This is a genomic window from Sulfuriferula sp., from assembly GCF_054605375.1.
In genome coordinates this window covers 1-24561 of sequence record NZ_JBTSEG010000014.1, presented here as the reverse complement: position 1 = coordinate 24561, position 24561 = coordinate 1, and the positions used below count along the sequence as shown (strand labels likewise).

Annotated in this window: 26 protein-coding genes; 8 read left to right on the top strand and 18 right to left on the bottom strand. The window is 54.0% G+C overall.

The window, feature by feature from the left end:
- Positions 1–13: 13 nt before the first annotated feature.
- The 18 genes from ACYCZJ_RS09460 to rpmH form a co-directional block, all read right to left on the bottom strand.
- On the bottom strand, positions 14–436 hold the full coding sequence (locus tag ACYCZJ_RS09460; protein WP_461553971.1) for a F0F1 ATP synthase subunit epsilon: 423 nt from the start codon (positions 434–436) through the stop codon (positions 14–16).
- A gap of 63 nt (positions 437–499) precedes the next feature.
- A complete protein-coding gene (gene atpD / locus ACYCZJ_RS09455) occupies positions 500–1879 on the bottom strand; it encodes a F0F1 ATP synthase subunit beta (RefSeq protein ID WP_461553970.1) in 1380 nt (459 codons plus the stop codon).
- Positions 1880–1906: 27 nt separating this feature from the next.
- Positions 1907–2770: a F0F1 ATP synthase subunit gamma gene (gene atpG, locus ACYCZJ_RS09450; RefSeq protein WP_461553969.1), complete on the bottom strand. Its 864-nt coding sequence runs from the start codon at positions 2768–2770 to the stop codon at positions 1907–1909.
- Between the two features lie 13 nt (positions 2771–2783).
- Positions 2784–4325 (bottom strand): F0F1 ATP synthase subunit alpha, encoded by a 1542-nt coding sequence (gene atpA / locus ACYCZJ_RS09445; RefSeq protein WP_461553968.1) that lies wholly within the window; start codon positions 4323–4325, stop codon positions 2784–2786.
- A 23-nt stretch (positions 4326–4348) separates the two neighbouring features.
- Positions 4349–4885: a F0F1 ATP synthase subunit delta gene (locus ACYCZJ_RS09440; protein ID WP_461553967.1), complete on the bottom strand. Its 537-nt coding sequence runs from the start codon at positions 4883–4885 to the stop codon at positions 4349–4351.
- Between the two features lie 2 nt (positions 4886–4887).
- Complete coding sequence (locus ACYCZJ_RS09435; RefSeq protein WP_461553966.1) at positions 4888–5358, bottom strand: F0F1 ATP synthase subunit B; 471 nt, start codon at positions 5356–5358, stop codon at positions 4888–4890.
- Between the two features lie 30 nt (positions 5359–5388).
- Positions 5389–5628 carry a F0F1 ATP synthase subunit C gene (atpE, locus tag ACYCZJ_RS09430; RefSeq protein WP_124703731.1) on the bottom strand — a complete coding sequence of 80 codons (240 nt, stop codon included), beginning with the start codon at positions 5626–5628 and terminating at the stop codon, positions 5389–5391.
- Between the two features lie 51 nt (positions 5629–5679).
- The gene (gene atpB, locus ACYCZJ_RS09425) at positions 5680–6525 is read right to left on the bottom strand and encodes a F0F1 ATP synthase subunit A (RefSeq protein ID WP_461553965.1); all 846 of its coding nucleotides are present in this window, start codon (positions 6523–6525) and stop codon (positions 5680–5682) included.
- 23 nt (positions 6526–6548) lie between these two features.
- Positions 6549–6950, bottom strand: coding sequence for an ATP synthase subunit I (locus ACYCZJ_RS09420; RefSeq protein WP_461553964.1), 402 nt, complete (start codon positions 6948–6950; stop codon positions 6549–6551).
- Between the two features lie 166 nt (positions 6951–7116).
- Entirely contained in the window at positions 7117–7953 is an 837-nt protein-coding gene (locus ACYCZJ_RS09415) for a ParB/RepB/Spo0J family partition protein (protein ID WP_461553963.1), read from the bottom strand.
- 29 nt (positions 7954–7982) lie between these two features.
- Complete coding sequence (locus tag ACYCZJ_RS09410; protein ID WP_461553962.1) at positions 7983–8756, bottom strand: ParA family protein; 774 nt, start codon at positions 8754–8756, stop codon at positions 7983–7985.
- On the bottom strand, positions 8756–9379 hold the full coding sequence (gene rsmG / locus ACYCZJ_RS09405) for a 16S rRNA (guanine(527)-N(7))-methyltransferase RsmG (protein ID WP_461553961.1): 624 nt from the start codon (positions 9377–9379) through the stop codon (positions 8756–8758). Before rsmG ends, ACYCZJ_RS09410 begins: the two co-directional genes overlap by 1 nt.
- Positions 9376–11274 carry a tRNA uridine-5-carboxymethylaminomethyl(34) synthesis enzyme MnmG gene (mnmG, locus tag ACYCZJ_RS09400; protein WP_461553960.1) on the bottom strand — a complete coding sequence of 633 codons (1899 nt, stop codon included), beginning with the start codon at positions 11272–11274 and terminating at the stop codon, positions 9376–9378. Before mnmG ends, rsmG begins: the two co-directional genes overlap by 4 nt.
- Positions 11275–11507: 233 nt before the next feature.
- The gene (gene mnmE / locus ACYCZJ_RS09395; RefSeq protein ID WP_461553959.1) at positions 11508–12842 is read right to left on the bottom strand and encodes a tRNA uridine-5-carboxymethylaminomethyl(34) synthesis GTPase MnmE; all 1335 of its coding nucleotides are present in this window, start codon (positions 12840–12842) and stop codon (positions 11508–11510) included.
- The gene (gene yidC, locus ACYCZJ_RS09390) at positions 12829–14475 is read right to left on the bottom strand and encodes a membrane protein insertase YidC (RefSeq protein ID WP_461553958.1); all 1647 of its coding nucleotides are present in this window, start codon (positions 14473–14475) and stop codon (positions 12829–12831) included. The genes mnmE and yidC overlap by 14 nt, the downstream gene beginning before the upstream one ends.
- A 15-nt stretch (positions 14476–14490) precedes the next feature.
- On the bottom strand, positions 14491–14700 hold the full coding sequence (gene yidD, locus ACYCZJ_RS09385) for a membrane protein insertion efficiency factor YidD (RefSeq protein WP_461553957.1): 210 nt from the start codon (positions 14698–14700) through the stop codon (positions 14491–14493).
- Entirely contained in the window at positions 14685–15110 is a 426-nt protein-coding gene (rnpA, locus tag ACYCZJ_RS09380; RefSeq protein WP_461553956.1) for a ribonuclease P protein component, read from the bottom strand. Before rnpA ends, yidD begins: the two co-directional genes overlap by 16 nt.
- Entirely contained in the window at positions 15079–15213 is a 135-nt protein-coding gene (rpmH, locus tag ACYCZJ_RS09375) for a 50S ribosomal protein L34 (protein ID WP_124703720.1), read from the bottom strand. The genes rnpA and rpmH overlap by 32 nt, the downstream gene beginning before the upstream one ends.
- 200 nt (positions 15214–15413) lie before the next feature.
- Between rpmH and dnaA the strand changes: the two genes are divergently transcribed.
- The 8 genes from dnaA to ACYCZJ_RS09335 all read left to right on the top strand — a co-directional run bounded on the left by dnaA (position 15414) and on the right by ACYCZJ_RS09335 (position 24437).
- Positions 15414–16742, top strand: coding sequence for a chromosomal replication initiator protein DnaA (gene dnaA / locus ACYCZJ_RS09370; RefSeq protein WP_461553955.1), 1329 nt, complete (start codon positions 15414–15416; stop codon positions 16740–16742).
- 190 nt (positions 16743–16932) lie between these two features.
- The gene (dnaN, locus tag ACYCZJ_RS09365; RefSeq protein ID WP_461553954.1) at positions 16933–18039 is read left to right on the top strand and encodes a DNA polymerase III subunit beta; all 1107 of its coding nucleotides are present in this window, start codon (positions 16933–16935) and stop codon (positions 18037–18039) included.
- A 49-nt stretch (positions 18040–18088) separates the two neighbouring features.
- Positions 18089–20485, top strand: a complete 2397-nt coding sequence (gene gyrB / locus ACYCZJ_RS09360) for a DNA topoisomerase (ATP-hydrolyzing) subunit B (protein WP_461553953.1) — start codon at positions 18089–18091, stop codon at positions 20483–20485.
- A gap of 34 nt (positions 20486–20519) precedes the next feature.
- Positions 20520–20933, top strand: coding sequence for a CoA-binding protein (locus ACYCZJ_RS09355; RefSeq protein ID WP_461553952.1), 414 nt, complete (start codon positions 20520–20522; stop codon positions 20931–20933).
- 12 nt (positions 20934–20945) lie between these two features.
- Complete coding sequence (dapF, locus tag ACYCZJ_RS09350) at positions 20946–21779, top strand: diaminopimelate epimerase (protein ID WP_461553951.1); 834 nt, start codon at positions 20946–20948, stop codon at positions 21777–21779.
- 4 nt (positions 21780–21783) lie between these two features.
- Positions 21784–22422: a DUF484 family protein gene (locus tag ACYCZJ_RS09345; protein WP_461553950.1), complete on the top strand. Its 639-nt coding sequence runs from the start codon at positions 21784–21786 to the stop codon at positions 22420–22422.
- Positions 22419–23294 carry a tyrosine recombinase XerC gene (gene xerC / locus ACYCZJ_RS09340; protein ID WP_461553949.1) on the top strand — a complete coding sequence of 292 codons (876 nt, stop codon included), beginning with the start codon at positions 22419–22421 and terminating at the stop codon, positions 23292–23294. Before ACYCZJ_RS09345 ends, xerC begins: the two co-directional genes overlap by 4 nt.
- A 78-nt stretch (positions 23295–23372) precedes the next feature.
- Positions 23373–24437 (top strand): CobW family GTP-binding protein, encoded by a 1065-nt coding sequence (locus ACYCZJ_RS09335; protein ID WP_461553948.1) that lies wholly within the window; start codon positions 23373–23375, stop codon positions 24435–24437.
- Positions 24438–24561 lie beyond the last annotated feature (124 nt).

Below are 24561 nucleotides of genomic sequence, written 5' to 3'. Positions count from 1 at the left end.
GCAAACACACAAATTAACTGTGCTTGCGAAGTTTTTGTATTGCCGCGATCTGTGCAACCGCCTCGGCCAGTTCTGCCTGTGCCTTGGCATAATCCATTTCTGAAGCATGATTGCGCATCGCCTCTTCGGCTTCGCGCTTGGCTTCGAGTGCCTTGGCTTCATCCAGATCCTGGCCTCGGATAGCCGTATCGGACAGGATGGTTACGACATTGGGTTGCACTTCAAGCATGCCGCCCGATACATAGATCACTTCTTCTTCGGCGATGTCAGGCCGTTTAATGCGTACCGATCCTGGCTTGATGCGTGTCAGCATTTGGGTATGACGCGGGTAAATACCCACTTCACCCATTTCCGCAGGCACCGTAACGTATTCAGCAGTACCAGAGAACAATGCCGCCTCTGCACTGACAATGTCTACGTGGATAGTCATGGCCATAAATCTCGCTTCCTTGTATTCGCTTATCCGGTACAGGCAATGCCTGCACCATAGTCGCCATTGTTACTGGATGGTCTTGGCCTTCTCGACCGCTTCTTCAATGGTGCCGACCATGTAGAACGCCTGCTCGGGCAGATGGTCGTATTCACCGTTGACGATGGCCTTGAAACCGCTAATGGTGTCCTTCAGCGACACGTACTTGCCGGGTGCGCCAGTAAACACTTCGGCCACGAAGAACGGCTGCGACAGGAAACGCTGGATCTTGCGCGCACGCGCCACGGCCAGCTTGTCTTCGGGAGCCAATTCATCCATACCCAGAATGGCAATAATGTCGCGCAATTCTTTGTAACGCTGCAGCACGGTCTGCACACCACGCGCCACACTGTAATGTTCTTCACCCACCACCAGCGGGTCCAGCTGGCGCGAAGTAGAGTCGAGCGGATCCACCGCAGGGTAGATGCCCAGCTCGGCTACCTGACGTGACAGCACAACGGTTGCATCCAGGTGGGCAAAGGTGGTTGCAGGAGACGGGTCGGTCAAATCGTCGGCAGGTACATACACGGCCTGAATCGACGTGATGGAACCCTTCTTGGTGGAGGTGATGCGTTCCTGCAAGCGGCCCATTTCTTCAGCCAGCGTTGGTTGGTAGCCCACGGCGGATGGCATCCGGCCCAACAGGGCGGATACTTCGGTTCCGGCCAGGGTGTAGCGGTAGATGTTGTCCACGAACAGCAGCACGTCGCGGCCTTCGTCACGAAAGAATTCGGCCATGGTCAGGCCGGTCAGCGCGACGCGCAGACGGTTGCCCGGCGGCTCGTTCATCTGGCCGTACACCAGCGCTACCTTGTCCAGCACGCCGCCATCTTTCATCTCGTGGTAGAAGTCGTTACCTTCACGGGTACGCTCGCCCACACCGGCGAACACCGAGTAACCGCTATGCTCCACGGCGATGTTGCGGATCAGTTCCATCATGTTCACTGTTTTACCCACGCCGGCGCCGCCGAACAGACCGACCTTGCCGCCTTTTGCAAACGGGCAGATCAAATCGATCACTTTAATGCCGGTTTCCAGCAGTTCATTGGATGCGGCCAGTTCATCGAAAGCGGGCGCTTTGCGATGAATACCCCAGCTGGTTTCGTTGCCGATCGGACCCATCTCGTCGATGGGGTTGCCCAGCACATCCATGATACGGCCCAGCGTTTTAATGCCGACCGGGACTTGAATTGCCGCCCCGGTACCGCTCACCAGCATACCGCGACGCAAACCGTCGGTGGTACCCATGGCGATGGCGCGCACGATGCCATCACCAAGCTGTTGCTGAACTTCCAGCGTCAGATCGGGCGTGTCCATTTTCAGTGCGTCATAGACCTTGGGCAGGCTGTCGCGCGGAAACTCCACGTCAACCACCGGGCCAATGATTTGTACGATTTTGCCTTGACTCATCGTCGTTCCTTGAAATAACAAAATTACTTAAACGGCCGCGGCACCAGCCACGATCTCGGAGAGTTCCTTGGTAATCGCAGCCTGGCGGGTCTTGTTGTAGACCAGCTTGAGCTCCTCGATTACACTTTTTGCGTTGTCGGATGCAGCCTTCATCGCGACCATGCGGGCACTTTGCTCACTGGCCATATTTTCGGCAACCGCCTGATAAATCAGCGCCTCGATGTAGCGGGTCAACAGACCATCCACCACCGACTTGGCATCCGGTTCGTAGATGTAGTCCCAATGATGCACGGGTTTATCGTCTGATTCAGCAACCAATGGCAGCAACTGTGTCAGTGTCGGCTCCTGCTTCATGGTGTTGACGAAACGGTTGTACACCACATAGAGGGTATCAATTTTGCCTTCCATGTAGGCATCCAGCATCACCTTGACCGGCCCGATCAGCCGCTCCATATGCGGGGTGTCACCCAGGGTAATCGCATGCGATACCACATTGGCTCCCATGCGCTGCATGAAACCCAACCCCTTGTTGCCGATTGCGGTCACATCCACACCCAGCTTGGCGCTGCCCCATTGCTTCATCTTGCTGACAACCAGACGCAGGACGTTGGTATTGAGGCCACCACACAAACCTTTATCCGTGGTCACTACAATCAGACCAACACGCTTTCCGTTTTCACGCTTGATAACGAAAGGGTGTTTGTATTCCGGGTTGGCCTGGGCGAGGTGGGCGGCCACAATGCCGATTTTCTCGGCGTAAGGGCGCGCGGCGCGCATGCGTTCCTGCGCCCTGCGCATTTTTGCAGCCGCTACCATTTCCATGGCACGGGTGATCTTGCGCGTATTTTCTACGCTTTTGATCTTGGTGCGTATCTCTTTTCCGGCAGCCATGATTGCTTCCCGATCAGTAGACGGCGGAGGACTTGAATGCCTCGATAGCCTGAGCCAATGCGCCTTCCGTATCTGCGGCCATATCCCCGGTGTTCTGGATCTTGTCCAGCAGGTCGCCATGTTTGCCCTTGACGTAGGAAGCCAGTGCCGCTTCAAACGCCAGCGTTTTCTTCACATCCACATCGTCCATGTAGCCTTTGTTCACGGCAAACAGGGTGAGCGCCATTTCCGCGACGTTCATCGGCGCGTACTGGTTCTGCTTCATCAACTCTGTAACCAGTTTGCCGCGCTCCAACTGCTTGCGCGTGGCTTCGTCCAGGTCGGACGCAAACTGCGCAAACGCTGCAAGTTCGCGATACTGGGCCAGCGCCAGACGCGTTCCGCCACCAAGCTTCTTGATCACCTTGGTCTGCGCCGCGCCACCGACGCGGGATACCGATAGACCCGCGTTGATCGCCGGACGGATACCGGCGTTGAACAGGTCGGTTTCCAGGAATATCTGACCGTCAGTAATCGAGATCACGTTGGTCGGCACGAATGCGGATACGTCACCGGCCTGGGTTTCAATCACCGGCAATGCGGTGAGCGAACCGGTTTTGCCTTTGACTGCACCGTTGGTGGCTTTTTCCACATAGTCGGCGTTGACGCGTGCAGCGCGTTCCAGCAGACGCGAGTGCAGGTAGAACACGTCTCCGGGATAGGCTTCGCGGCCCGGTGGACGGCGCAGCAACAGGGAAATCTGGCGATATGCCCAAGCCTGCTTGGTCAGATCGTCGTATACGATCAGCGCGTCTTCGCCGCGGTCACGGAAGTATTCACCCATGGTGCAACCGGCGTAAGGCGCAATGTATTGCATTGCGGCAGAGTCGGAAGCCGTCGCCGCCACCACGATGGTGTGGCCCATGGCGCCGTGCTCTTCCAGCTTGCGCACGACGTTGGCGACGGAGGAAGCCTTCTGGCCGATAGCGACATAAATGCAGATGACGCCAGTGCCCTTCTGGTTGATGATGGCGTCCACGGCCACGGCTGTTTTGCCGGTCTGACGGTCGCCGATGATCAGCTCGCGCTGGCCACGCCCGATGGGTACCATGGCGTCAACTGATTTCAGGCCGGTTTGCAGCGGCTGGGTCACGGATTGGCGCGCGATCACGCCGGGCGCGATTTTTTCGATGGAAGCGCTGAGCTTGGTATTGACCGGACCCTTGCCGTCGATCGGCTGGCCCAGCGAATTCACCACGCGCCCGATCAGCTCGGGGCCGATGGGCACTTCCAGGATACGGCCAGTACACTTGACCGTGTCGCCTTCGGTGATGTGCTCGTATTCACCCAGCACCACGGCTCCGACGGAGTCGCGCTCCAGGTTCAGTGCCATGCCGAATGTATTACCGGGAAATTCCAGCATTTCGCCCTGCATCACGTCCGACAGGCCGTGAACGCGGACAATACCGTCTGTAACCGAAACAACGGTGCCCTGGGTACGCAGCTCTGATGCGGTAGCCAGATTCTGGATTTTGCTCTTGATGAGATCACTGATCTCGGTGGGATTGAGTTGCATTGATGGCTCCTAGACGGAATCTCTTAACGGGTTAGCGCGTACGCCATGCCTTGCAGCTTGCCGCGTACCGAAGCGTCGTACACCTCGTCACCCAAGGCGACAATGACGCCGCCAATCAGGGCAGGATCAACGGTTACACTGGCGTGGATTTTGCGCTTGAAGCGCGCTTCCAGGCGGGCAGACAATTCAGCTAACTGGGTAGCACTCATGGCAAATGCGCTGGTGACGGCTGCATCCAGCACGCCCCCTTCACTCGCCTTAAGCGCTTCAAATTGGGTAACAACTTCAGGCAATACACTGATGCGGCCATTTTCGACAAGCACGCGAATAAAGTTGCCGGCCTCTGCCCCCAGCCTGTCTCCGCACACAGCAAGAAACAGTTCGCTGAATTGCTCCGCGCTAAATTTAGGGTCGGCTGCCAACCGGCCCATTTCGGGGTCGGCAGCCACGGCCTTAGCCTGTGCCAGTTGCTCGGACCAGGCCGTTAGCGCATCCGCCTGTTTGGCCAGACTGAATAACGCTTCGGCATAAGGGCGTGCGATGGTTGCGATTTCAGCCATGATTACAGCTCGTTTTTGATTGCGTCGAGCAAATCAGCATGGGCCTTGGCATCGACTTCGCGGCGCAGGATTTTTTCCGCGCCGGCAACCGCCAGTCCAGCCACCTGTTCACGCAACGCCTCTTTGGCACGCACCGTCTCTTGCGCAATACTGGCTTGCGCACCGACGATCATGCGATCCGCTTCCACCTTGGCTGTGGCCTTGGCTTCTTCAACCAGTTGTGCGGCACGCTTGTCGGCCTGAGCAATAATTTCAGCCGCTTTCTGCTTGGCCTCATGCAGGTTTTCGACGGCACGTTTGGAGGCCAGCTCCAACTCGTGCTTGCCGCGTTCACCAGCGGCAAGGCCGTCAGCTATCTGTTTCCTGCGTTCGGCCAACGCATTCATGATGGGCGGCCACACAAACTGCATGCAGAACCACACAAACACAAAAAATGTGATTGATTGGCCGATCAGGGTAGCATTGATATTCATGCCAGAACCTTTCTACGGTTAGTATCCAGCTTAGCCAGCCACTGCAAACAGCACATACATGGCCAGACCCACAGCGATCATCGGCACCGCGTCAACCAGACCCATGACGATGAAGAACTGGGTGCGCAACATTGGAATCAGCTCAGGCTGACGCGCTGCGCCTTCCAGAAAACGGCCGCCCAGAATACCGATACCGATCGAGGCGCCCAGAGCGCCCAGACCCATCATCAGGGCACCTGCGATGTACAGCACTGCGTGGATCATGTCCATTTGATACTCCTATTTGACTAAAGTTAAAGTGATTAAAGTGAAACCGGTGATTTAATGATGCTCTTGATGCGCCATGTCCAGATAGACAATGGTCAACGTCATGAAAATAAACGCTTGCAAGGTGACAATCAGAATATGGAATATGGCCCAACCCAATTGCAATGCTCCGCCGAATAGGCCGATACTGAGACCACCGCCGAACATCAGTGCGATCAAAATAAAGATCATCTCGCCCGCATACATATTGCCGAATAACCGCAGCGCCAGAGACACCGGCTTGGCGATCAGGTTAACGCCCTCGAGGAAAATGTTGGCCGGGAGACCCAGCTTGCCAAAGGGCTGCAAGGTTAATTCGCCCACGAAACCGCCCAGACCTTTCATTTTTATGCTGTAGAAAATCACCAGGAAAAATACGGCGATCGCCATGCCAAACGTCGCATTGGGGTCGGTACTCGGCACCACCTTGAAAAAAGGCAAGCCAGTCAAGTGCGCAATCTGCGGGATCCAGTCAACCGGCAGCAGATCCATCAGATTCATTAATAGAATCCACACGAATATGGTGAGCGCCAGAGGTGCAACCAAGGGGTTTTTACCCGAAAAGGAACCGCGCACGCTGGTGTCAATAAACTCGACAATCCACTCGACAAAATTCTGCAAGCCGTGCGGCACATTCGTGCTGGCACGTTTCGCCACGAGACGGAAAAAGAATAGAAAAAATACGCCCAGCACCAACGACACGCCCAGCGTGTCCAGGTTAAACGCCCAGAACCCCATGGCCTTGGCTTCCTGCGCACTGTGGGCCAGATGCCAGTGTTCTTCACCCGGCAACCTGCCATAGGTCAGGTTCTGGAGGTGGTGCTTGATATATTCCGAAGAGGTGAGTGCTTCTGTCGACATAGCGCTACTCTAATAATTAATCTTCAATGTGTTCGTCCCGGCTTAATCGCTACACCAATCAGCCAAGCCATTTGTCCCAGCACAAATCCTGCAAACGTGACCGGCGGGTCAAGCTTCAGCACACCCATGCCAAGCGCTAAAAAAAATACTACCAATACAAATCGTTCCAGGCCGGTACGATAAATCATCCGCAAATCCTGTTGCGCATCCGTGGCTTCACGCCGTTTAGCAACGCGCATACGCCAGGCCAGCAATCCGCTATTTGCCAGTGCAACCAAACCACCAAACGCGGTCGCCATGGCGCTTGCCTGCCCGTATACCAAATAAGCCAGCAGCGCTGCCATCAGCACACACCCTCCCTGTACTAGCAGGGCCAGGCGAATGATGAAATCAGGCTTTTGGTGTTGCGGAATTATTGCGCGCATTCAAGCCACAGGTGGGCAAGCCAACCTGTAAATAGACGCGGATGATACCCTAATTAGCGGACCTAATGCAACGATTAGGTGATTTGATATTGCAGCCGGGAAAGCCATCAAGCGTATTGTGAGAGGCAAGATGCTCATAATTATTGCGCTGTTGGCAACCAATTTATTAGAGCTTGCTGAGAATACCCTCCAGTTGCTCATGGCTTGCATACTCTATCGTCAGCTTGCCTGCACCACCCTTGCGCGACAGGATATTGACTCGCGTACCCAAGCGATCCGACAGCGTTTCTTCCAGGCGCCGGATATCGCGGTCTATTTTCTTGACCGTTGCAACCGGAGGATTCAGCATTTGCCCCACCAGACGCTCCGCTTCCCGCACCGACAATTGTTTTTGCACGATGACATGCGCGGCTTCGTTCTGTTTGGGGTGGGTCAGCGCCAATAACGCCCGAGCATGCCCCATATCCAGGCGTTGTTCCAGCACCATGGCCTGCACCGGCTTTGCCAAATTGAGCAGGCGCAGAAGGTTGGTTACTGCGCTACGCGAACGCCCCACCGCTTCGGCAGCGGTCTGGTGTGTCATTTTGAATTCGTCAATCAGGCGCTGAATGCCAGCGGCCTCCTCGAGCGGGTTGAGATCCTCACGCTGGATATTTTCTATTAGCGCCATTGCCAGCGCAGCCTCGTCCGGCACCACCTTGACCACCACCGGCACGCTGCCCATGCCTGCCAATTGCGCAGCTCGCCAACGTCGTTCACCGGCAATGATTTCGTAGCAATCCGCGCGCACTTCCCGCACCAGGATAGGCTGCATCAATCCCTGGGATTTGATCGAATCGGCCAGCTCGCGTAACGAAGTTTCGTCCATCCGGGTACGTGGCTGATACTTGCCCGGCTGGAGTTGCGTTACCTGTAAATTGCGCAATTCGCCCGGCGTGGCTGCGGCATCTTCTCCGCCCAATAGCGCATCCAATCCACGCCCCAAGCCTTTTAATCTTGCCATGTATTCAACCTCATTTAGTTAGCGTGCGCTTACTTTTTCTCCAGGCCGCGCTGCAACATCTCTGTAGCCAGGCTCTGGTATGCAAGTGCGCCTTTGGAATTGCGATCGTACGCCAATACCGGACAACCATAGCTAGGCGCTTCAGCCAACCGGATGTTACGCGGGATGACCGTATCATAAAGCTTGTGGCCAAAATGCTGCTTGAGCTGGTCGGAAACTTGCTGGGCAAGCGTATTACGCGGATCAAACATGGTGCGCAGCAAACCCTCTATTTCCAGCCGGGGATTCAGATTGGTACGTACTTTTTTAATTGTATTGACCAGATCGGACAGCCCTTCCAGCGCATAATACTCGCACTGCATGGGGATCATTACCGCATCAGCAGCCGTCAAGCCGTTTACTGTGAGTAGATTAAGCGCGGGCGGACAATCTATCAATATGTAGTCATATTGTTCGGCAACGACAGATAACGCCTTTTTAAGTCGCGTCTCGCGCTGCGGCTGATCGACCAGCTCCACCTCTGCCCCCGCCAGTTCCCGGTTGGCTGGCAGCAAATCAAACCCGCCTTTCTCCGAATGCTGGCGCACCTCCGACAGCGGCGCCAGTTCAAGCAGCACATGATATACGGTATGCCGTAAACCGCGCTTATCTACGCCGCTGCCCATGGTTGCATTGCCCTGCGGGTCAAGGTCCACCAGTAAAACATGCTGCCCCAGTGCCGCCAGGCTGGCGGCCAGATTAACCGCTGAAGTCGTTTTCCCGACCCCGCCTTTTTGATTGGTTATTGCCAGAATTTTTGTCATTACACCGCTTTCAGGGTAATCAGGTGACGCTGCGCATCGAGCCCGGGGACTACCAATGATGTGATCCGCTCCACTTCAACGCCCTCAGGCAGCCTCTCCAGTTCCGCTTGCGGGTACGTGCCCTTCATGGCATACCAGCGCCCGGCGATTGCCAGCACGCGCGCCGAACAGGCGACGAAATCCGCGATTTCCGAAAATGCGCGGGAAATCACGCCATCAAATTTTTGCTCGCATTGAATATCCTCTACCCGTCCTGAAACTACCCGGACATTGTTCAAGCCCAATTCAATCACGGCCTGAAGCTGAAAACTGGATTTCTTCTGATTACTATCCGATAGCGTAATCGCCCAGTCCGGGCGTGCAATTGCCAAGGGAATACCAGGCAGGCCAGCCCCGCTCCCGACATCCAGCAGGCAATCTGCGTCGAGATGCGGCAACACTGCCAGGCTATCCAGCAGATGATGCGTCAACATCTTTTCCGGGTCGCGCAGCGCCGTGAGATTATGCACCCGATTCCATTTTTGGATCAGCCCAAGGTATTGCAACAACCGCGTTAACTGCATTTCATCCAGCGTGATCCCTAGCGAGCGGGTGCCCGCCTCCAATTGCTGATACGCGGTCATGCGTAGGTTTTATGTTTTATGGAAGCACCGGATCGCTTCAAATGCACCAGCAGCACTGAAATTGCTGCCGGCGTAATACCCGAAATACGCGAAGCGTGGCCGATCGTTTCCGGCTTGTGGCGATTCAGTTTTTGTTGCGCCTCTATGGACAAGCCGCGCACCTCGCTGTAATCCAGGTCCGCAGGCAATAACAATCCTTCCTGCGCGCGCCCGCGCACAATTTCGTCATGCTGCCGATCGATATAGCCCTGGTATTTGGCCTGGATTTCCACTTGCTCGGTTACTTGCGGGTCGTCTGTTATCCCGCTCGCACCCGGCAGGCTTATGATTCCCGCATAACTCACGTCCGGGCGCCGCAACAATTCGTAGAGGCTGTACTCGTGCTCGATCGGCTTGCCCAGTACGCGCAGCGTATCCGCCTCGGACAGGCTTTCCGGGCGCACCCACACGCTGCGCAGGCGCGCCTGTTCTGCCTCAATGGCGTCGTGCTTACGCATGAACGCATTCCAGCGCAAATCATCCACCACACCCAGCTTACGGCCCACTTCCGTCAAGCGCAGGTCGGCGTTATCTTCACGCAGAGACAAGCGATATTCTGCTCGGCTGGTAAACATACGGTAAGGTTCGGTGACGCCGCGCGTAATCAGGTCATCCACGAGTACGCCCAGATACGCTTCATTACGTTGCGGACACCACGTTGCGCGCTCCTGGGTATATAAACCGGCATTCATGCCGGCCAGCAGGCCCTGGGCTGCCGCCTCTTCGTAACCGGTGGTCCCATTGATCTGACCGGCGAAGAACAGGCCCTGGATTGCTTTGGTTTCTAGGGAGCTCTTCAGTGCCGTCGGGTCAAAATAATCATATTCAATGGCATAGCCCGGACGGGTGACATGTGCATTTTCGAAACCCCTGATCGACCGCACCAACGCCATTTGTATATCAAACGGCAAACTTGTCGAAATGCCGTTTGGATAGACCTCGTGGGTGGTCAAGCCTTCCGGTTCAACAAATATCTGGTGCGAAAGTTTTTCGGCAAAGCGTACCACCTTGTCTTCAATAGACGGGCAATAACGTGGGCCAACGCCAGCAATCATGCCCGTATAGAGCGGCGACCGGTCCAGTCCCCCACGGATAATTTCGTGGGTAACTTCCGACGTATGCGTAATCCAGCAAGGCAGCTGCTGCGGATGCTGAGCGGCATTGCCGAGGAAAGAAAATGCCGGCGCAGGATCGTCACCTGGCTGCATTTCCATGAGCGAATAATCCAGACTGCGCCCGTCCAGGCGCGGCGGCGTGCCGGTCTTGAGGCGCCCCGCCGGCAGACTCAGCTCACGCAACCGATGCGCCAAGCTGACGGCCGGCGGATCCCCCGCTCGCCCGGCCTGATAATTGGATTGCCCAACGTGCACCAAACCCGCCAGAAAAGTGCCCGCGGTCAACACCACGGCACGCGCATGAAACACCAGCCCGAGCTGGGTTTTTACCCCGGCGATACGGTCACCGTCCAACAGCAAATCATCCACCGCCTGCTGAAACAGCCATAAATTTTGCTGATTTTCCAAGCGCTTGCGGATTGCCTGACGGTACAGCACGCGGTCAGCCTGCGCGCGCGTCGCCCGCACAGCCGGCCCTTTGGATGAATTCAGGATGCGGAACTGGATACCCGCTTCGTCGGTAGCCGCGGCCATGGCGCCCCCCAGGGCATCCACCTCCTTTACCAAATGACCCTTGCCAATACCGCCGATGGAGGGATTGCAAGACATTTGTCCGAGTGTCTCGATATTGTGCGTGAGCAGTAGCGTTTTTTGACCCATACGCGCCGAGGCAAGTGCCGCTTCGGTGCCGGCATGCCCGCCACCGATCACAATTACATCATAACGCTCAGGGAAATTCATGGGTTTGTCCTGCTCAACACGGCACTCAAGACTCGGAATGATACGCCGAACCCGCCTAAAGGTTAAGTTTGTTTCACGTGAAACATCCGGCAAGCCGATTTCGAAATTTCGGCCAAAAAACGGCCCGCCAAAACCAGCCAGGCCGCACGATCCCGGCCTGACCCATGCCCTGGCCTTGACGCGCCAGCAATTGATCAACCTGGCGTGTTTTGGCGTATTTTGAGTGTTTTCGCTTATTTCCCGATACAAAAACGGCTGAAAATCTCGCCCAGCAAATCATCAGCACTGAATTCGCCTGTGATGGCGGATAAGGCGCTCTGCGCCAAGCGGAGCTCTTCCGACAGAAATTCCAGCCTGTCACCAGACAGCCTGGCTTGTTCTATATGTTGAGATGCCTGGGTCAAAGCAACCAGATGCCGGTCACGCGCCATGAACAAACCTTCGCCTTCCGGTTGCCAGCCCGCAATTTTAAGGAGCTCCATTCGCAAGGCATCCATGCCCTCACCCGTTCTGGCTGACAGATAGAGATCATTACCCTGTTTGCGTGAAGGCTCCTGATGAAGGTCGATTTTATTATGAATGGTTAAACGCGGCAGCGTGTCAGGCAGTGCGGCGATAATGGCCTGTTCTGCCGCAGTAATGCCATGTTGTGCGTCGACCAACAGCAACGCGACTGAAGCCTGGCGTATCGCCTCCCACGCGCGCGCAATGCCGATGCGCTCAACCTCGTCCTCGGTTTCGCGCAACCCGGCCGTGTCGATAATATGTAATGGTACGCCCTGTATCTGTATGGTTTCGCGCACGGTGTCGCGCGTCGTGCCCGCAACTGCGGTCACAATAGCCACCTCCTGTCCGGCAAGTTGATTGAGCAGGCTGGATTTACCTACGTTGGGCTGTCCGATTAAAACCACCCGAATCCCTTCGCGCAACAAACTGCCCTGGCGTGCCTCCTGCCGGGTTTTTTCCAGCGCATCTTGAATTACCGCCAGTTTGCCAAAAGCATCCGCCGCCTCCAAAAAATCGACTTCTTCTTCGGGAAAGTCCAGCGTGGCTTCCACTAACATGCGCAGGTTGATTAGCGCCTCTACCAGTTCGTGGATGCGTCTTGAAAACTCTCCGGTCAGAGAGCGCAGTGCGCAACGCGCCGCCTCTGCTGAAGCGGCGTCTATCAGATCTGCCACACTTTCGGCTTGTGCCAGGTCGATTTTGTCGTTTAAAAAAGCGCGGCGAGTAAACTCTCCGGGCTGCGCCGGACGTGCGCCCAATTCAAAGCATCGTGACAGGATGAGTTGTAATACCGCCGGCCCGCCGTGCCCCTGTAGCTCGAGCACGTCTTCGCCGGTAAATGAGTGTGGCGCAGGAAAATACAAGGCGATGCCTTCATCCAGCACCTCGCCCTGGGCCGCGCGGAAGTAACTCAGCCGCGCGATGCGCGGCGGCGGCACCTGCCCCAGCAGGGCTTGCGCTAATGACGCTAGCCGATTCCCTGAAATGCGCACCACACCAATGCCGCCGCGCCCGGGGGCAGTAGCAACAGCAGCGATGATATCGCCTTCAAGGTTTGGCATGGCCGGCTTTGGCGGCCTCGACACGACGGGTGATATACCATTGTTGAGAAATGGATATCAGGTTATTCACTAACCAGTACAACACCAGTCCTGCCGGGAAGAAAAAGAAAAATATACTGAATGCCACCGGCATGATCATCATGACCTTGGCCTGAATCGGATCGGGTGGGGTCGGATTGAGACGCGTCTGGATCAACATGGTAATCCCCATGATGATCGGCAGTACATAGTAAGGATCCGGTGCGGACAGATCGTGTATCCACAGGATAAACGGCGCCTGGCGCATTTCCACACTACCCAGCAGCGTCCAGTACAGTGATATAAACACCGGAATCTGCACTACCACCGGCAGGCAGCCGCCGAGCGGATTGATTTTTTCTGTTTTGTACAGCTCCATCATGGCCTGATGCAGTTTTTGGCGGTCATCGCCAAACTGCTCTTTAAGGCGTTGCAAACGTGGCGCCAGTCCGCGCATCTGCGCCATGGACTTATAGCTTTTGGCGGAAAGCGGGAAGAACATTAATTTGATCAGTATGGTCAGAATAACAATGGACCAGCCCCAGTTGCCGACAAAGTGGTGGATTTTCTGCAGGGTCCAGAAGATAGGCGCAGCTATCGGCGTCAGCATGCCGTAGTCCACCACGTAATCCAGTCCTGGCGCCAGCGCAGTCAAGGTTTTTTGTATCTGCGGTCCTGCATACAAAGGCGTGGAAAAACTCAAGTTTGTGCCCGGTTGTACGCTGCCTTCCGGCATGATGACGCCGGCACTGTACAAACCACCCCCCGCCGGCTTGGTGTAGAACTCTCGCTTGGGTCCATTCTTGGGCAGCCATGCGGAGACAAAGTGGTGCTGAACCATGCCGATCCAGCCATCATCGGAATAACGCGGATAGTCGTGTTCCCCTTTGTCTATCTGTTTGAACTCAATTTTTTTGAATTTGCTTTGCTCGGTATATAAGGCCGGACCGGTGTAGGTGTGGATAAAGTGTGACTCACCCTCCGGCGCCTTGTCATCCCGAAGAAGCTGGAAATAAGCATAAACGGGGATGGCGAGCTTGCCCGGATTGCTTATTTGATAACCCACGTCTATTTCATAACTATCGCGATGGAAAGTGTAGGTTTTGGTTACTTTTACGCCGGTGGCCGGATCAACCCAAGTCATCGGTACCTGAATCTTATCTTGACCCGACGCCAGGGTGTAATTGCCCGGGGCCAACTGAAACAGGGTCTTATGGGTAGGCAGGTCGCTCCCGATCAGCCCGGATTGCGCGATATATTCATGCCCGGGGGCTTGTTCCAGCAACCGCATGGTTTTCTTTTTATCGACCGCATCCTGATAACGCGTCAAATCCAGGCTGCGCAAATCCCCGCCGTTTGCATCTATTTCCGCACGCAGCACGTCCGTGGTGACCACTGCACGGGGGCCGTTGACCAGGCCTGGCGCGGACGCTATTGGCGTTGATACCGGCGCTGCTTGTTGACCCAACGTCGGTACGGGCGCTACGCCTGCCGAGGTCGCCTGTGTGGGAGCGCTCACCGCCGCTACGGGCTGATCATGTTTCTGCCAGTTCTCCCATAACATCAGCAAGGAGAAGGAAAATACAACAAACAGAATTAGTCTTTGGGTATCCATTTTGGCTTTGGTAATTTAAGGTACGGGATCATAACCACCCGGATGACGCGGGTGACAGCGGGATAGACGGCGCATCGATAGCCAAGATCCCTTGGCCGCACCATGCTTGGTGATCGCCTCGACAGCATATTGAGAACATGTCGGCGTAAAACGACAATGCGAGCCTAACAGCGGGCTGATCGCATATTGGTAAGCTTTGACAAGGTATATCAGGAGCCGAGACATCGTTTGGATTTCTGCAGTAATCGAAGTAATTCTTCGCGTACTAGCAAGACATTGGTCCTGTCGAACGGTTTCATAATGCGCACAATAATATCCAGCGTCTGGATACCTTGCTGGTTTGTACGAAAAACTTCGCGCACGGTACGTTTGGCTAGATTGCGCGCCACCGCCGTGCGCAATTCTTTTTTCCCCACAACAATACCCAAACGCGCATGGGACAGTTGGTTGGGTTTGGCGTAAACACGAACAAATTTCCCGTTCTGCCCACAACGGAAATTAAAAACGGATGAATACTCATCCGTTTTCAACAGCCGATATTGCCTAGGAAAACGCCAATTCTGCTTTCCGCTTACGCTCGCAACATTGGCTATAATACGCTCCTCAAACTGCGAGACGGGCACGGCCTTTGGCACGACGAGCGCGGATAACCGCCCGCCCGCCCTTGGTCCTCATGCGAACCAGAAAACCGTGGGTACGTTTACGGCGAATTACTGAAGGTTGATAAGTGCGCTTCATGGCAAATCCTAGGGAAAATGATTCTGTAAAACACATGATTAGACTATTTTATGGTGTCTTTTGTCAACCTGTAATTATCTCGGCAATCTGTGGATAAGTTTTACTTTGAGGGTTAAAATCGGCGTTCTGTAGTTTTCAGGCATGCGCATCCCGCGCCACAACGCTTCTATGTATCATCAATCAACCCCAGCTTTGTATTTATGAACGAGTTTTGGCAGAGCTGCCTAAACCATCTAGCCGAAGACTTGCCGCCACAGCAATTCAATACGTGGATCAAACCCCTCAAGCCGGCTCTAGATGAAGATTCTTTTCGATTGCTCGCGCCGAACCGGTTCGTACTTGACTGGGTTAAGGAAAAATTTTTGGCGCGCATAGAAGTGTTGGCGCTCGCTTATTTTGGTGAGCCGACCGAAATCAATCTGGGCCTGAGTGAGCCGACGGCTACTGCACTCCGCTCAGAACCCTCTGCACCCCCAATAAGCGCTCCCCACGTACCCCCTCCCGAATCGCCTAAACGTCTAAACCCAACATTCACCTTCGACAGCTTCGTCACGGGAAAAGCCAATCAACTCGCTCGGGCAGCGGCCATCCAGGTCGCGGAAAATCCCGGCACCGCTTATAACCCATTATTTATTTATGGGGGCGTCGGGCTGGGCAAAACCCACCTGATCCAGGCTATCGGAAACGTGGTACACACCTATAATCCATCTGCACGAATAAGCTATATTCATGCAGAAAACTATGTTTCCGATGTTGTGCGCGCCTATCGACACAAAACATTTGATGAATTTAAGCGCCACTATCACTCACTGGATTTATTATTGATCGACGATATTCAGTTTTTCAACGGTAAAGGCCGGACCCAGGAAGAGTTTTTTTACGCATTTAATGCCCTGATTGAAGCGCGTAAACAAGTCATCATCACCTGCGACACCTACCCTAAAGAAATCGCCGGCATGGAAGATCGGCTGAAATCCCGTTTCGGTTGGGGCCTGACCGTCGCCATCGAGCCCCCGGAGCTGGAAATGCGTGTCGCTATCCTGCTTAAAAAAGCGGCTGCGGAAGGTGTCGTGCTGGAGGAAAATATTGCTTTTTTCATCGCCAAACAGATACGCTCCAATGTACGTGAACTGGAAGGTGCGCTAAAGCGCGTATTCGCCTATGCTCGATTTTCGGCACGCAGTATTACCCTGGATTTGGTAAAAGAATCTCTCAAGGATTTGCTTGCTGTGCAAAGCCGTCAGGTATCTATTGAGAACATTCAAAAAACCGTAGCTGATTTCTACAAAATAAAAGTAGTGGAAATGTATTCAAAAAAGCGCACTCGGTCGCTGGTTCGTCCACGTCAAATGGCCATGTCTCTGGCGAAGGAGTTAACTTCGCTCAGCCTGCCTGATATTGGAGAGGCATTCGGCGGACGTGACCACACCACCGTTTTGCACGCATGCCGAAAAATTGTGCAACTCAAGGAACAGGATGCAGCAATGAGCAGGGAATACGCCCTGTTGCTACAGGTGTTAACAAGTTAGTGGGTAAATTGTGCACACTTTGTGGATAACCCGGGTTTCAAACCTTTACGGAAACTTATCCACAATTTGTCCGTGTGTCATACTAACTTTAAACGCAAGATTAAATTATTGTTAAGACTTTGATAATCAATAAAAAATTGATGTTATTCGGAATATACGCCACCCTTAACTATTACTATTAAGGTTATATATGTTATTACTAGAAGCAGAACGTGATTCATTGCTTTTCCCATTACAGACGGTCACTGGCGTTGTTGAAAAACGACATACGCTCCCAATCCTGTCAAATGTATTAATCGAGAAAAATGCGGGTGTACTGGCTATGACGGCTACCGATCTGGAGATTCAGATACGTACGTCAACTCAGGCAAATGCAACAGAAGATAATTTTGCAATTACCGTATCGGCAAAAAAATTACAGGATATTTGCCGGGCTCTTCCTGACAAAGCGAATCTTCGTCTGGAGGTCAACGATGAACAAATACAAATCAGGGCGGGCAAGAGCCGGTTTAATTTGCAGACATTACCCGCTGCGGATTTCCCTGTAATTGAATCCAGCGGCGAAACCGAGAGTCGTGCGAGCCTCAGCCAGAAAACCCTCAAGCATTTGATTTCGAGAGTCCAATATGCAATGGCGCAACAGGATATCCGTTATTATTTAAACGGTATGTTGTTGGTATTGAATGGAAAAACGATTATGGTCATTGCGACGGATGGTCATCGATTGAGCTTTGCCTCAGCAGAAATGGAACAGGAAAGCGCACCCCAGGAAATCATTGTTCCCCGCAAAACGGTGCAGGAGTTAGGTAAGCAATTAGCCGATAGCGACGACCTGATTCATATTGAAGTCCGCAGAAACCAGGTGGCATTCAATTTTGCCCGTATAGAACTGGTTTCCAAGATCATTGAAGGGAAATTTCCAGACTACAACCGGGTAATCCCAAGCAACCATGCCAATGTGCTAAAGGTTGCGAGACTAGCCCTACTGCAAGCCCTGCAACGCGTGGCGATTCTCTCCAACGAAAAATTCAGAGGGGTGCGCCTGGTATTAAACCCGGGTGAATTACGCATCATCTGCAATAACAACGAGCAGGAAGAAGCGCAAGAAGAACTTGAGGTGGAGTATCAGGGGGCGGCGCTGGATATCGGGTTCAATGTTTCCTATCTACTGGATGCCTTGAACAATCTGACCTGTGATTCGATTCACTGCTTGTTTGGGGATGCAAACAGCAGCATGTTGTTGGTTCAACCGGATGATGCCAGTTTCAAATACGTTGTAATGCCAATGCGCATCTGATTGCGATGTTCCACGTGAAACACTGCCAAATATTAAGGAAGTAGCCGTCATGAGCAATGAGTATGATTCAAGCAGCATTAAAATCCTGAAAGGATTGGACGCCGTACGCAAACGCCCGGGTATGTACATTGGTGATACTTCTGACGGGGCGGGTTTGCACCATATGGTGTTTGAGGTGCTTGATAACGCAATCGACGAAGCGCTAGGCGGGTATTGTGATGACATCAAGGTCATTATTCATACAGACAATTCTGTTTCCGTAGCAGATAACGGACGGGGCATTCCCACCGACGAAAAACAGGATGACGAGTTCAAGCGATCCGCCGCAGAAATTGTAATGACGGAACTACACGCGGGAGGAAAATTTGACCAGAACTCCTACAAGGTCTCGGGAGGATTGCATGGTGTAGGTGTTTCCGTCGTCAATGCGTTGTCAGACTGGCTTAAGCTGCGTATCTGGCGTAACGGCAAGGCCCATCAGATGGAATTCCGGCAGGGCGTGGCCGTTGCGCCTTTGGCCGAGATGGGCCCATCCGAGCGGCATGGTACCGAAGTGCATTTTATGGCCTCGATAGAAACGTTTGGACTGGTTGAATACCACTACGATATTCTCGCCAAGCGCATTCGAGAGTTGTCGTTCCTGAATAACGGGGTAAAGATAGAACTTATCGATCAGCGGGATGGCAAAAGCGAAAACTTCGCCTTTTCCGGTGGGGTGATGGGTTTCGTGCAGTATATGAATCGCTCCAAAACCGTGCTGCACCCTCATATTTTTCATGCGGTAGGCGAAAAAGACGGCATGATCGTGGAAGTTTCCATGCAATGGAATGATTCCTACGCGGAAACTGTGCAATGCTTTACCAATAATATTCCGCAACGCGATGGCGGGAGCCATCTGACAGGCTTGCGCACCGCAATGACACGCACGCTCAATCAGTATATCGAGCAAAGCGAACAGGCAAAAAAAGCCAAGGTGGAAACCGGTGGTGACGATATGCGTGAAGGTTTGACTTGCGTGCTTTCGGTAAAAATACCCGAACCCAAGTTTTCGTCACAAACCAAGGACAAACTGGTGTCATCTGAGGTGCAGCCAGTGGTATCGGAAATCGTCAGTCAGAAATTGAGTGAGTTTCTACTGGAAAACCCGATCGACGCGAAAATCATCTGCGGAAAAATTGTGGATGCCGCCCGGGCGCGCGAGGCCGCCAGAAAGGCTCGCGAGATGACGCGCCGCAAGGGTGTTCTGGATGGCATGGGTCTGCCCGGCAAACTCGCCGATTGCCAGGAAAAAGATCCTGCGCAATCAGAAATCTATCTGGTCGAGGGTGATTCCGCCGGCGGTTCAGCCAAGCAGGGCCGCGACCGCAAGTTCCAGGCGATCCTGCCGCTCAAAGGCAAGATTTTGAACGTTGAAAAGGCACGTTTCGATAAGCTGATCTCCAGTCAGGAAATTGCCACGCTGATCACCGCACTCGGTACCGGTATCGGCAAGGATGAATATAACGCCGATAAGTTGCGTTATCACCGTATCATCATCATGACCGACGCGGACGTGGACGGCTCACATATCCGTACCTTGTTACTGACTTTTTTCTACCGGCAGATGCCGGAACTGGTAGAGCGCGGTCATATTTACATTGCTCAACCGCCGCTTTACAAGGTCAAGCATGGTAAGACCGAGCGTTATCTCAAGGACGAGCATGAACTGAAGGAATTTTTACTGTCGGAGGCGATCAAGGACGCCCGGCTGATAACCGCTGAACAGAACAGCACCGAAATCGATGGCGAGGCCCTTGGAAAAATTGCCAAATCCTACTTGCTGGCAGAGGCAGTTATTGAACGCATGAGCCGCTTGATTGATGGGGCGGTCATGCACGCATTGATGGAGATTGCGCCGGTCAGTCTTGATAATGTGGACGAGGCACAGCGCGCCTCAGCAGCACTGACAGGCGCGGTGAAGGATCCGTCTGTCGAAATCCTTGCGGAATACGATAGTGAATCCGAGCAACATACGCTCAAGATACTGCGTCGCCATCATGGCAACATCCAGGCGACTCGCCTGGATGCCGACTTCATTGCCAGTGGCGACTATGCGCAAATACGCGATACCAGCCAGGTGCTACAGCATCTACTGGGAACAGGCGCCCGCGTGATGCGTGGTGAAAAGGTACAACCGGTATCCAGCTTCAAGCAGGCGTTGGAATGGCTGCTCAACGAAGTGAAACGGGGTCTCGCAATTCAGCGCTACAAAGGCTTGGGCGAGATGAATCCTGGCCAGTTATGGGAAACCACCATGGATCCCACCGTGCGCCGTTTGATGCGCGTGCAAATTGAAGATGCCATTACTGCCGACGAGATTTTCATTACGCTAATGGGTGATCAGGTAGAGCCGCGCCGTGCTTTCATCGAGACCAACGCGCTGGGCGTACGAAATCTGGATGTTTAAGCGGGTTGCTGTAGCAACGCGTTAACACCTGATCGTGTTCGATAATCCTGCCCCCGCTGCGATCAAGGCACTGTTGCAGCGCGCACGTACGATTGCCATGGTAGGGTTATCGCCCCAGCCAAAGCGGCCCAGTCATGGTGTGGCGCGCCACCTGCAACAGCAGGGTTATCGCGTGGTGCCGGTGCGGCCCATGGTAACGGAGGTGCTGGGAGAGAAGGCTTATGCAAATTTGTTGGAACTGCCTTTTCCGGTTGACATCGTTAACGTGTTTCGCGCGGCGGAACATATCCCGGCGCTAGTTGAAGAGTGTCTTCAAATAAAATGTCCGGCAATCTGGATACAACAGGGCATTATTCACGAGCAGGCCGCCGATCGGGCCAGGGAAGCGGGCCTCACCGTGGTCATGGATCGCTGTATTTACCGGGATTACCTCGAGTTAATGATTTGAGAAAATAACCGAATGAAGCTTCGCTTTAGCAAAATGCATGGCGCGGGCAATGATTTTGTCGTGTTCGATGCGATTAACCAGGCAATTGAGTTGAGTACCGAACAGGTGCGATTCATTGCCGACCGCCATTTTGGGGTGGGTTGCGATCAATTGTTGCTGGTGGAACGCCCTACTCGCTCCGACGCCGATTTTCGTTACCGTATCTTCAATGCGGATGGCGGTGAGGTTGAACAATGCGGCAATGGCGCGCGCTGCTTTATGCGTTTTGTGCACGATAAAAAGCTTTCCGGGGAAAGTGAAATACGTGTCGAGACAGCCGGTGGAATAATCCGACCGCGTCTGGAAGCGGACGGGAGAGTCTCGGTTAATATGGGCGAACCGGTATTTGACCCTGGCCAAATACCGTTCGTCGTAAGTGAGCAAGCGCTCACTTACAAACTTATGCTGGAAGACGAGATGGTCGAAATGAGCGTATTGTCGATGGGCAATCCCCATGCAGTGCAATATGTAGATAATGTCGACACCGCAGCCGTAACAAGTCAGGGGCCGCGCGTCGAGTCGCACCCATCCTTTCCCAACAAAGTGAATGCGGGCTTTGTGCAGATCATGGATCGCCAGGCCATTCGTCTGCGTGTGTTTGAGCGCGGAGCGGGAGAAACACTGGCGTGCGGTACCGGCGCTTGTGCCGCCGTAGTCGCAGGTATCAGCCGCGACTTGCTGGATGCGACAGTGCAAGTGGCTACGCGAGGTGGAGAGCTTACTATTCACTGGGCTGGCGTGGGAACACCCGTCTGGATGATCGGACCCGCCGAGAATGTATTCGAAGGCGTAATAGAATTAGGATAAATATATGCAGACAGAAGATGTCGCCCGCTATCTGGCAGGCCACCCCGAGTTTTTTGACCAACATCCTCATTTGTTGACGGATGTGCGCGTGAGCCACCCGTTCGAGGGGCGTACTGTGTCCATTGCCGAACGGCAAATACTCAACTTGCGGGAAAAGCACAAACTACTGGAAGCCAAGCTGGCAGAGCTGATTGAATTCGGTGAAGAGAATGATGCGATAGCAGAAAAAATGCATCATTTATCACGAGCCTTAATGTCGGTGCGCGAATTGCCTGCGCTATTGCAGGCACTCAAGCTCAACTTGCACGACAATTTCGGTATTCCACATGCTGTATTGCGCATATGGGATGGTGCGGCGCCGCTGGCGGAATTCTCCGCGGTTTCCGAAGCCATCAAAAACTGGGCGGAACAGACCAGCGCTCCACAGTGCGGCGCCCTGCCCATGAACGAAATGGCAGATTGGTTTGAAGGCGCCGGTCATTCGCGCTCATTTGCGGCGGTACCTTTAAAAGCCGATCGCAGTATTGGCGTTCTGGTATTGGCCTCGGAAGATGTGCAGCGGTTTTACCCGCAAATGGGCACGCTTTACCTGCACCGCCTCGGTGAATTGCTCGCAGCCGCCCTGCAGCGCTTTTTACCGTGACCCCAACCGCCCTGCTCGAAGCCTATATAGCCTACTTGGGCAGTGAGCGCGGGTTGTCTCATCACACGCTGGAAAACTACGCGCGCGATTTACGCGTACTGTTCATAAAAATGGATAATGTTGGTCTGGATGCCATACAAATCCAGGATATCCGCCGTATTCTCGCGGGACTCCATGCGCAAGGCTTGTCAGGCAAAAGCCTGGCGCGCACGCTTTCCGCCTGGCGCGGTTTTTATCATTACCTGGTGAAGCGTCACGGCTACACCCACAACCCTTGCGAGGGTCTGCATGCGCCAAAATCGCCGCGGGCGCTCCCTAAAGCGCTATCGCCCGACCAAACCCGGCAACTTCTGGAAACACCACCGGATGCAACACTCCAAGCGCGCGATCAGGCAATGCTGGAATTGTTTTATTCTTCAGGGCTGCGCCTTTCAGAGCTGGCTGAACTCAAGCTAGCCCAGCTTGATTTGGCAGGTGGCGAAGTTACGGTGACCGGCAAGGGTAATAAAACCCGTATTGTGCCGGTGGGTAGCCGTGCTGCTCTTGCGCTGTCCGAATGGCTAACTGCGCGTCCGGCAGGCACCGATTATGTGTTTCCGGGCCGCGGTATCAGCCATCTGGGACAGCGTGCCATAGAGTTACGGTTGAAAAAATGGGCCGCGCGCGCCGGGCTGGAAGCGAATGTTCATCCTCACGTGTTGCGACATTCATTTGCTTCACATCTGCTGCAATCCTCCGGTGATCTACGGGCGGTGCAGGAAATGCTCGGGCATGCCAGCATCAGTACTACACAGATATATACCCGACTGGATTTTCAGCATTTGGCCAAAGCCTACGACGCCGCCCATCCGCGTGCCAAGCGTAAAAGCTGAGCGCGTAACAAACGCAGACAAGAAAACCAAATGAGCACGAACCGCTAAACCACCCTGGAAAATCAGGAAATAATCTTCATGTTCTCCTCCCCCATACCCGTAACACTGTTGACCGGATTTCTCGGCAGCGGCAAAACCACCCTGCTCAACCAGCTAATTCAGCAGCAGCCACGTACCGCCATTATCATGAACGAGTTTGGTGAAATCGGATTGGACCACCAGTTGCTGCAAAAAACCGATGGGCCGCTAGCGTTGCTTTCCGGGGGCTGTATTTGCTGTACGGTAGTCGGTTCACTATCCCCGACATTGAAAAACCTGTTCATGGCGGCGAGCCGTGGAGATATCCCTCGCTTCGAGCGCGTGATCATCGAGACCACAGGGATTGCCGATCCGGTGCCGATTATGGATACCCTGATTAACGAACGCTGGCTGGCTGCGCGTTTTCAGCTCACTGGGGTGGTGACGACCGTGGATGCCGTGCTCGGCGAGCAGCAATTGGATAGCTACTTCGAAGCAGTTAAACAGGTGGTGGTCGCGGATTACCTGCTCCTGACCAAGACGGATCTTTCGGATCCACGAGCAGTGGATGATCTGCGGACGCGCCTGGCAGAGCTCAATTCGTCTGCACCGATCCTTACGGTAGAGCATGGGCAGCTCGATTCAGCACTTATCCTGAATGCCGGGCTCTATGATTTGACCAATAAAAGCGTTGAGGTAAATAAGTGGCTGGGCGCAAATCAGTATCGCCCGGCGGTAAGCATGCCCATGACCGGCAGACCCGCAAAGGAAATGCCGGTACATGATGAGCGCATTCGATCGTTCAGTGCGACATTCGATGAGCCGCTGGAATGGACCGGTATATATGCAGCGTTGCAAAGGCTGCTGGGCGCGCATGTCAAATCGCTGTTGCGCATGAAGGCCATAGTCAATCTAAAAGGCAACGACAACCCCACTGTCCTGCATGTCGTACAGCACATTTTGCATACGCCGACAGAATTACCGGAATGGCCGGACGAAAACCGGCAAAGCCGCTTCGTGTTTATTGTCGCGGACCTGGATATGGAGCAAGTGCAGCAAATCCTGCGCGAGTTTAATGATGTTTATGCGAACGAGCGGTTGACCGTGCCAGCGTGTCCTGCATAATTCCGTGAAGTAAACCCCCGGCTTTGCCGGGGGACTCCAAAAGGTTTGACCGATACGACGGTCAATTGGACGCTCCTGATCTCGACCAAGAGAGAAGGAGAGCACCATGAAGGAGTACCAAAGT

What these genes read in the sequence shown, in the direction of transcription:
- ACYCZJ_RS09460 (WP_461553971.1), bottom strand. Translation starts at nt 436, where the DNA reads ATGGCCATGACTATCCACGTAGACATTGTCAGTGCAGAGGCGGCATTG.
- atpD (WP_461553970.1), bottom strand. Translation starts at nt 1,879, where the DNA reads ATGAGTCAAGGCAAAATCGTACAAATCATTGGCCCGGTGGTTGACGTG.
- atpG (WP_461553969.1), bottom strand. Translation starts at nt 2,770, where the DNA reads ATGGCTGCCGGAAAAGAGATACGCACCAAGATCAAAAGCGTAGAAAAT.
- atpA (WP_461553968.1), bottom strand. Translation starts at nt 4,325, where the DNA reads ATGCAACTCAATCCCACCGAGATCAGTGATCTCATCAAGAGCAAAATC.
- ACYCZJ_RS09440 (WP_461553967.1), bottom strand. Translation starts at nt 4,885, where the DNA reads ATGGCTGAAATCGCAACCATCGCACGCCCTTATGCCGAAGCGTTATTC.
- ACYCZJ_RS09435 (WP_461553966.1), bottom strand. Translation starts at nt 5,358, where the DNA reads ATGAATATCAATGCTACCCTGATCGGCCAATCAATCACATTTTTTGTG.
- atpE (WP_124703731.1), bottom strand. Translation starts at nt 5,628, where the DNA reads ATGGACATGATCCACGCAGTGCTGTACATCGCAGGTGCCCTGATGATG.
- atpB (WP_461553965.1), bottom strand. Translation starts at nt 6,525, where the DNA reads ATGTCGACAGAAGCACTCACCTCTTCGGAATATATCAAGCACCACCTC.
- ACYCZJ_RS09420 (WP_461553964.1), bottom strand. Translation starts at nt 6,950, where the DNA reads ATGCGCGCAATAATTCCGCAACACCAAAAGCCTGATTTCATCATTCGC.
- ACYCZJ_RS09415 (WP_461553963.1), bottom strand. Translation starts at nt 7,953, where the DNA reads ATGGCAAGATTAAAAGGCTTGGGGCGTGGATTGGATGCGCTATTGGGC.
- ACYCZJ_RS09410 (WP_461553962.1), bottom strand. Translation starts at nt 8,756, where the DNA reads ATGACAAAAATTCTGGCAATAACCAATCAAAAAGGCGGGGTCGGGAAA.
- rsmG (WP_461553961.1), bottom strand. Translation starts at nt 9,379, where the DNA reads ATGACCGCGTATCAGCAATTGGAGGCGGGCACCCGCTCGCTAGGGATC.
- mnmG (WP_461553960.1), bottom strand. Translation starts at nt 11,274, where the DNA reads ATGAATTTCCCTGAGCGTTATGATGTAATTGTGATCGGTGGCGGGCAT.
- mnmE (WP_461553959.1), bottom strand. Translation starts at nt 12,842, where the DNA reads ATGCCAAACCTTGAAGGCGATATCATCGCTGCTGTTGCTACTGCCCCC.
- yidC (WP_461553958.1), bottom strand. Translation starts at nt 14,475, where the DNA reads ATGGATACCCAAAGACTAATTCTGTTTGTTGTATTTTCCTTCTCCTTG.
- yidD (WP_461553957.1), bottom strand. Translation starts at nt 14,700, where the DNA reads ATGTCTCGGCTCCTGATATACCTTGTCAAAGCTTACCAATATGCGATC.
- rpmH (WP_124703720.1), bottom strand. Translation starts at nt 15,213, where the DNA reads ATGAAGCGCACTTATCAACCTTCAGTAATTCGCCGTAAACGTACCCAC.
- dnaA (WP_461553955.1), top strand. Translation starts at nt 15,414, where the DNA reads ATGAACGAGTTTTGGCAGAGCTGCCTAAACCATCTAGCCGAAGACTTG.
- dnaN (WP_461553954.1), top strand. Translation starts at nt 16,933, where the DNA reads ATGTTATTACTAGAAGCAGAACGTGATTCATTGCTTTTCCCATTACAG.
- gyrB (WP_461553953.1), top strand. Translation starts at nt 18,089, where the DNA reads ATGAGCAATGAGTATGATTCAAGCAGCATTAAAATCCTGAAAGGATTG.
- dapF (WP_461553951.1), top strand. Translation starts at nt 20,946, where the DNA reads ATGAAGCTTCGCTTTAGCAAAATGCATGGCGCGGGCAATGATTTTGTC.
- ACYCZJ_RS09345 (WP_461553950.1), top strand. Translation starts at nt 21,784, where the DNA reads ATGCAGACAGAAGATGTCGCCCGCTATCTGGCAGGCCACCCCGAGTTT.
- ACYCZJ_RS09335 (WP_461553948.1), top strand. Translation starts at nt 23,373, where the DNA reads ATGTTCTCCTCCCCCATACCCGTAACACTGTTGACCGGATTTCTCGGC.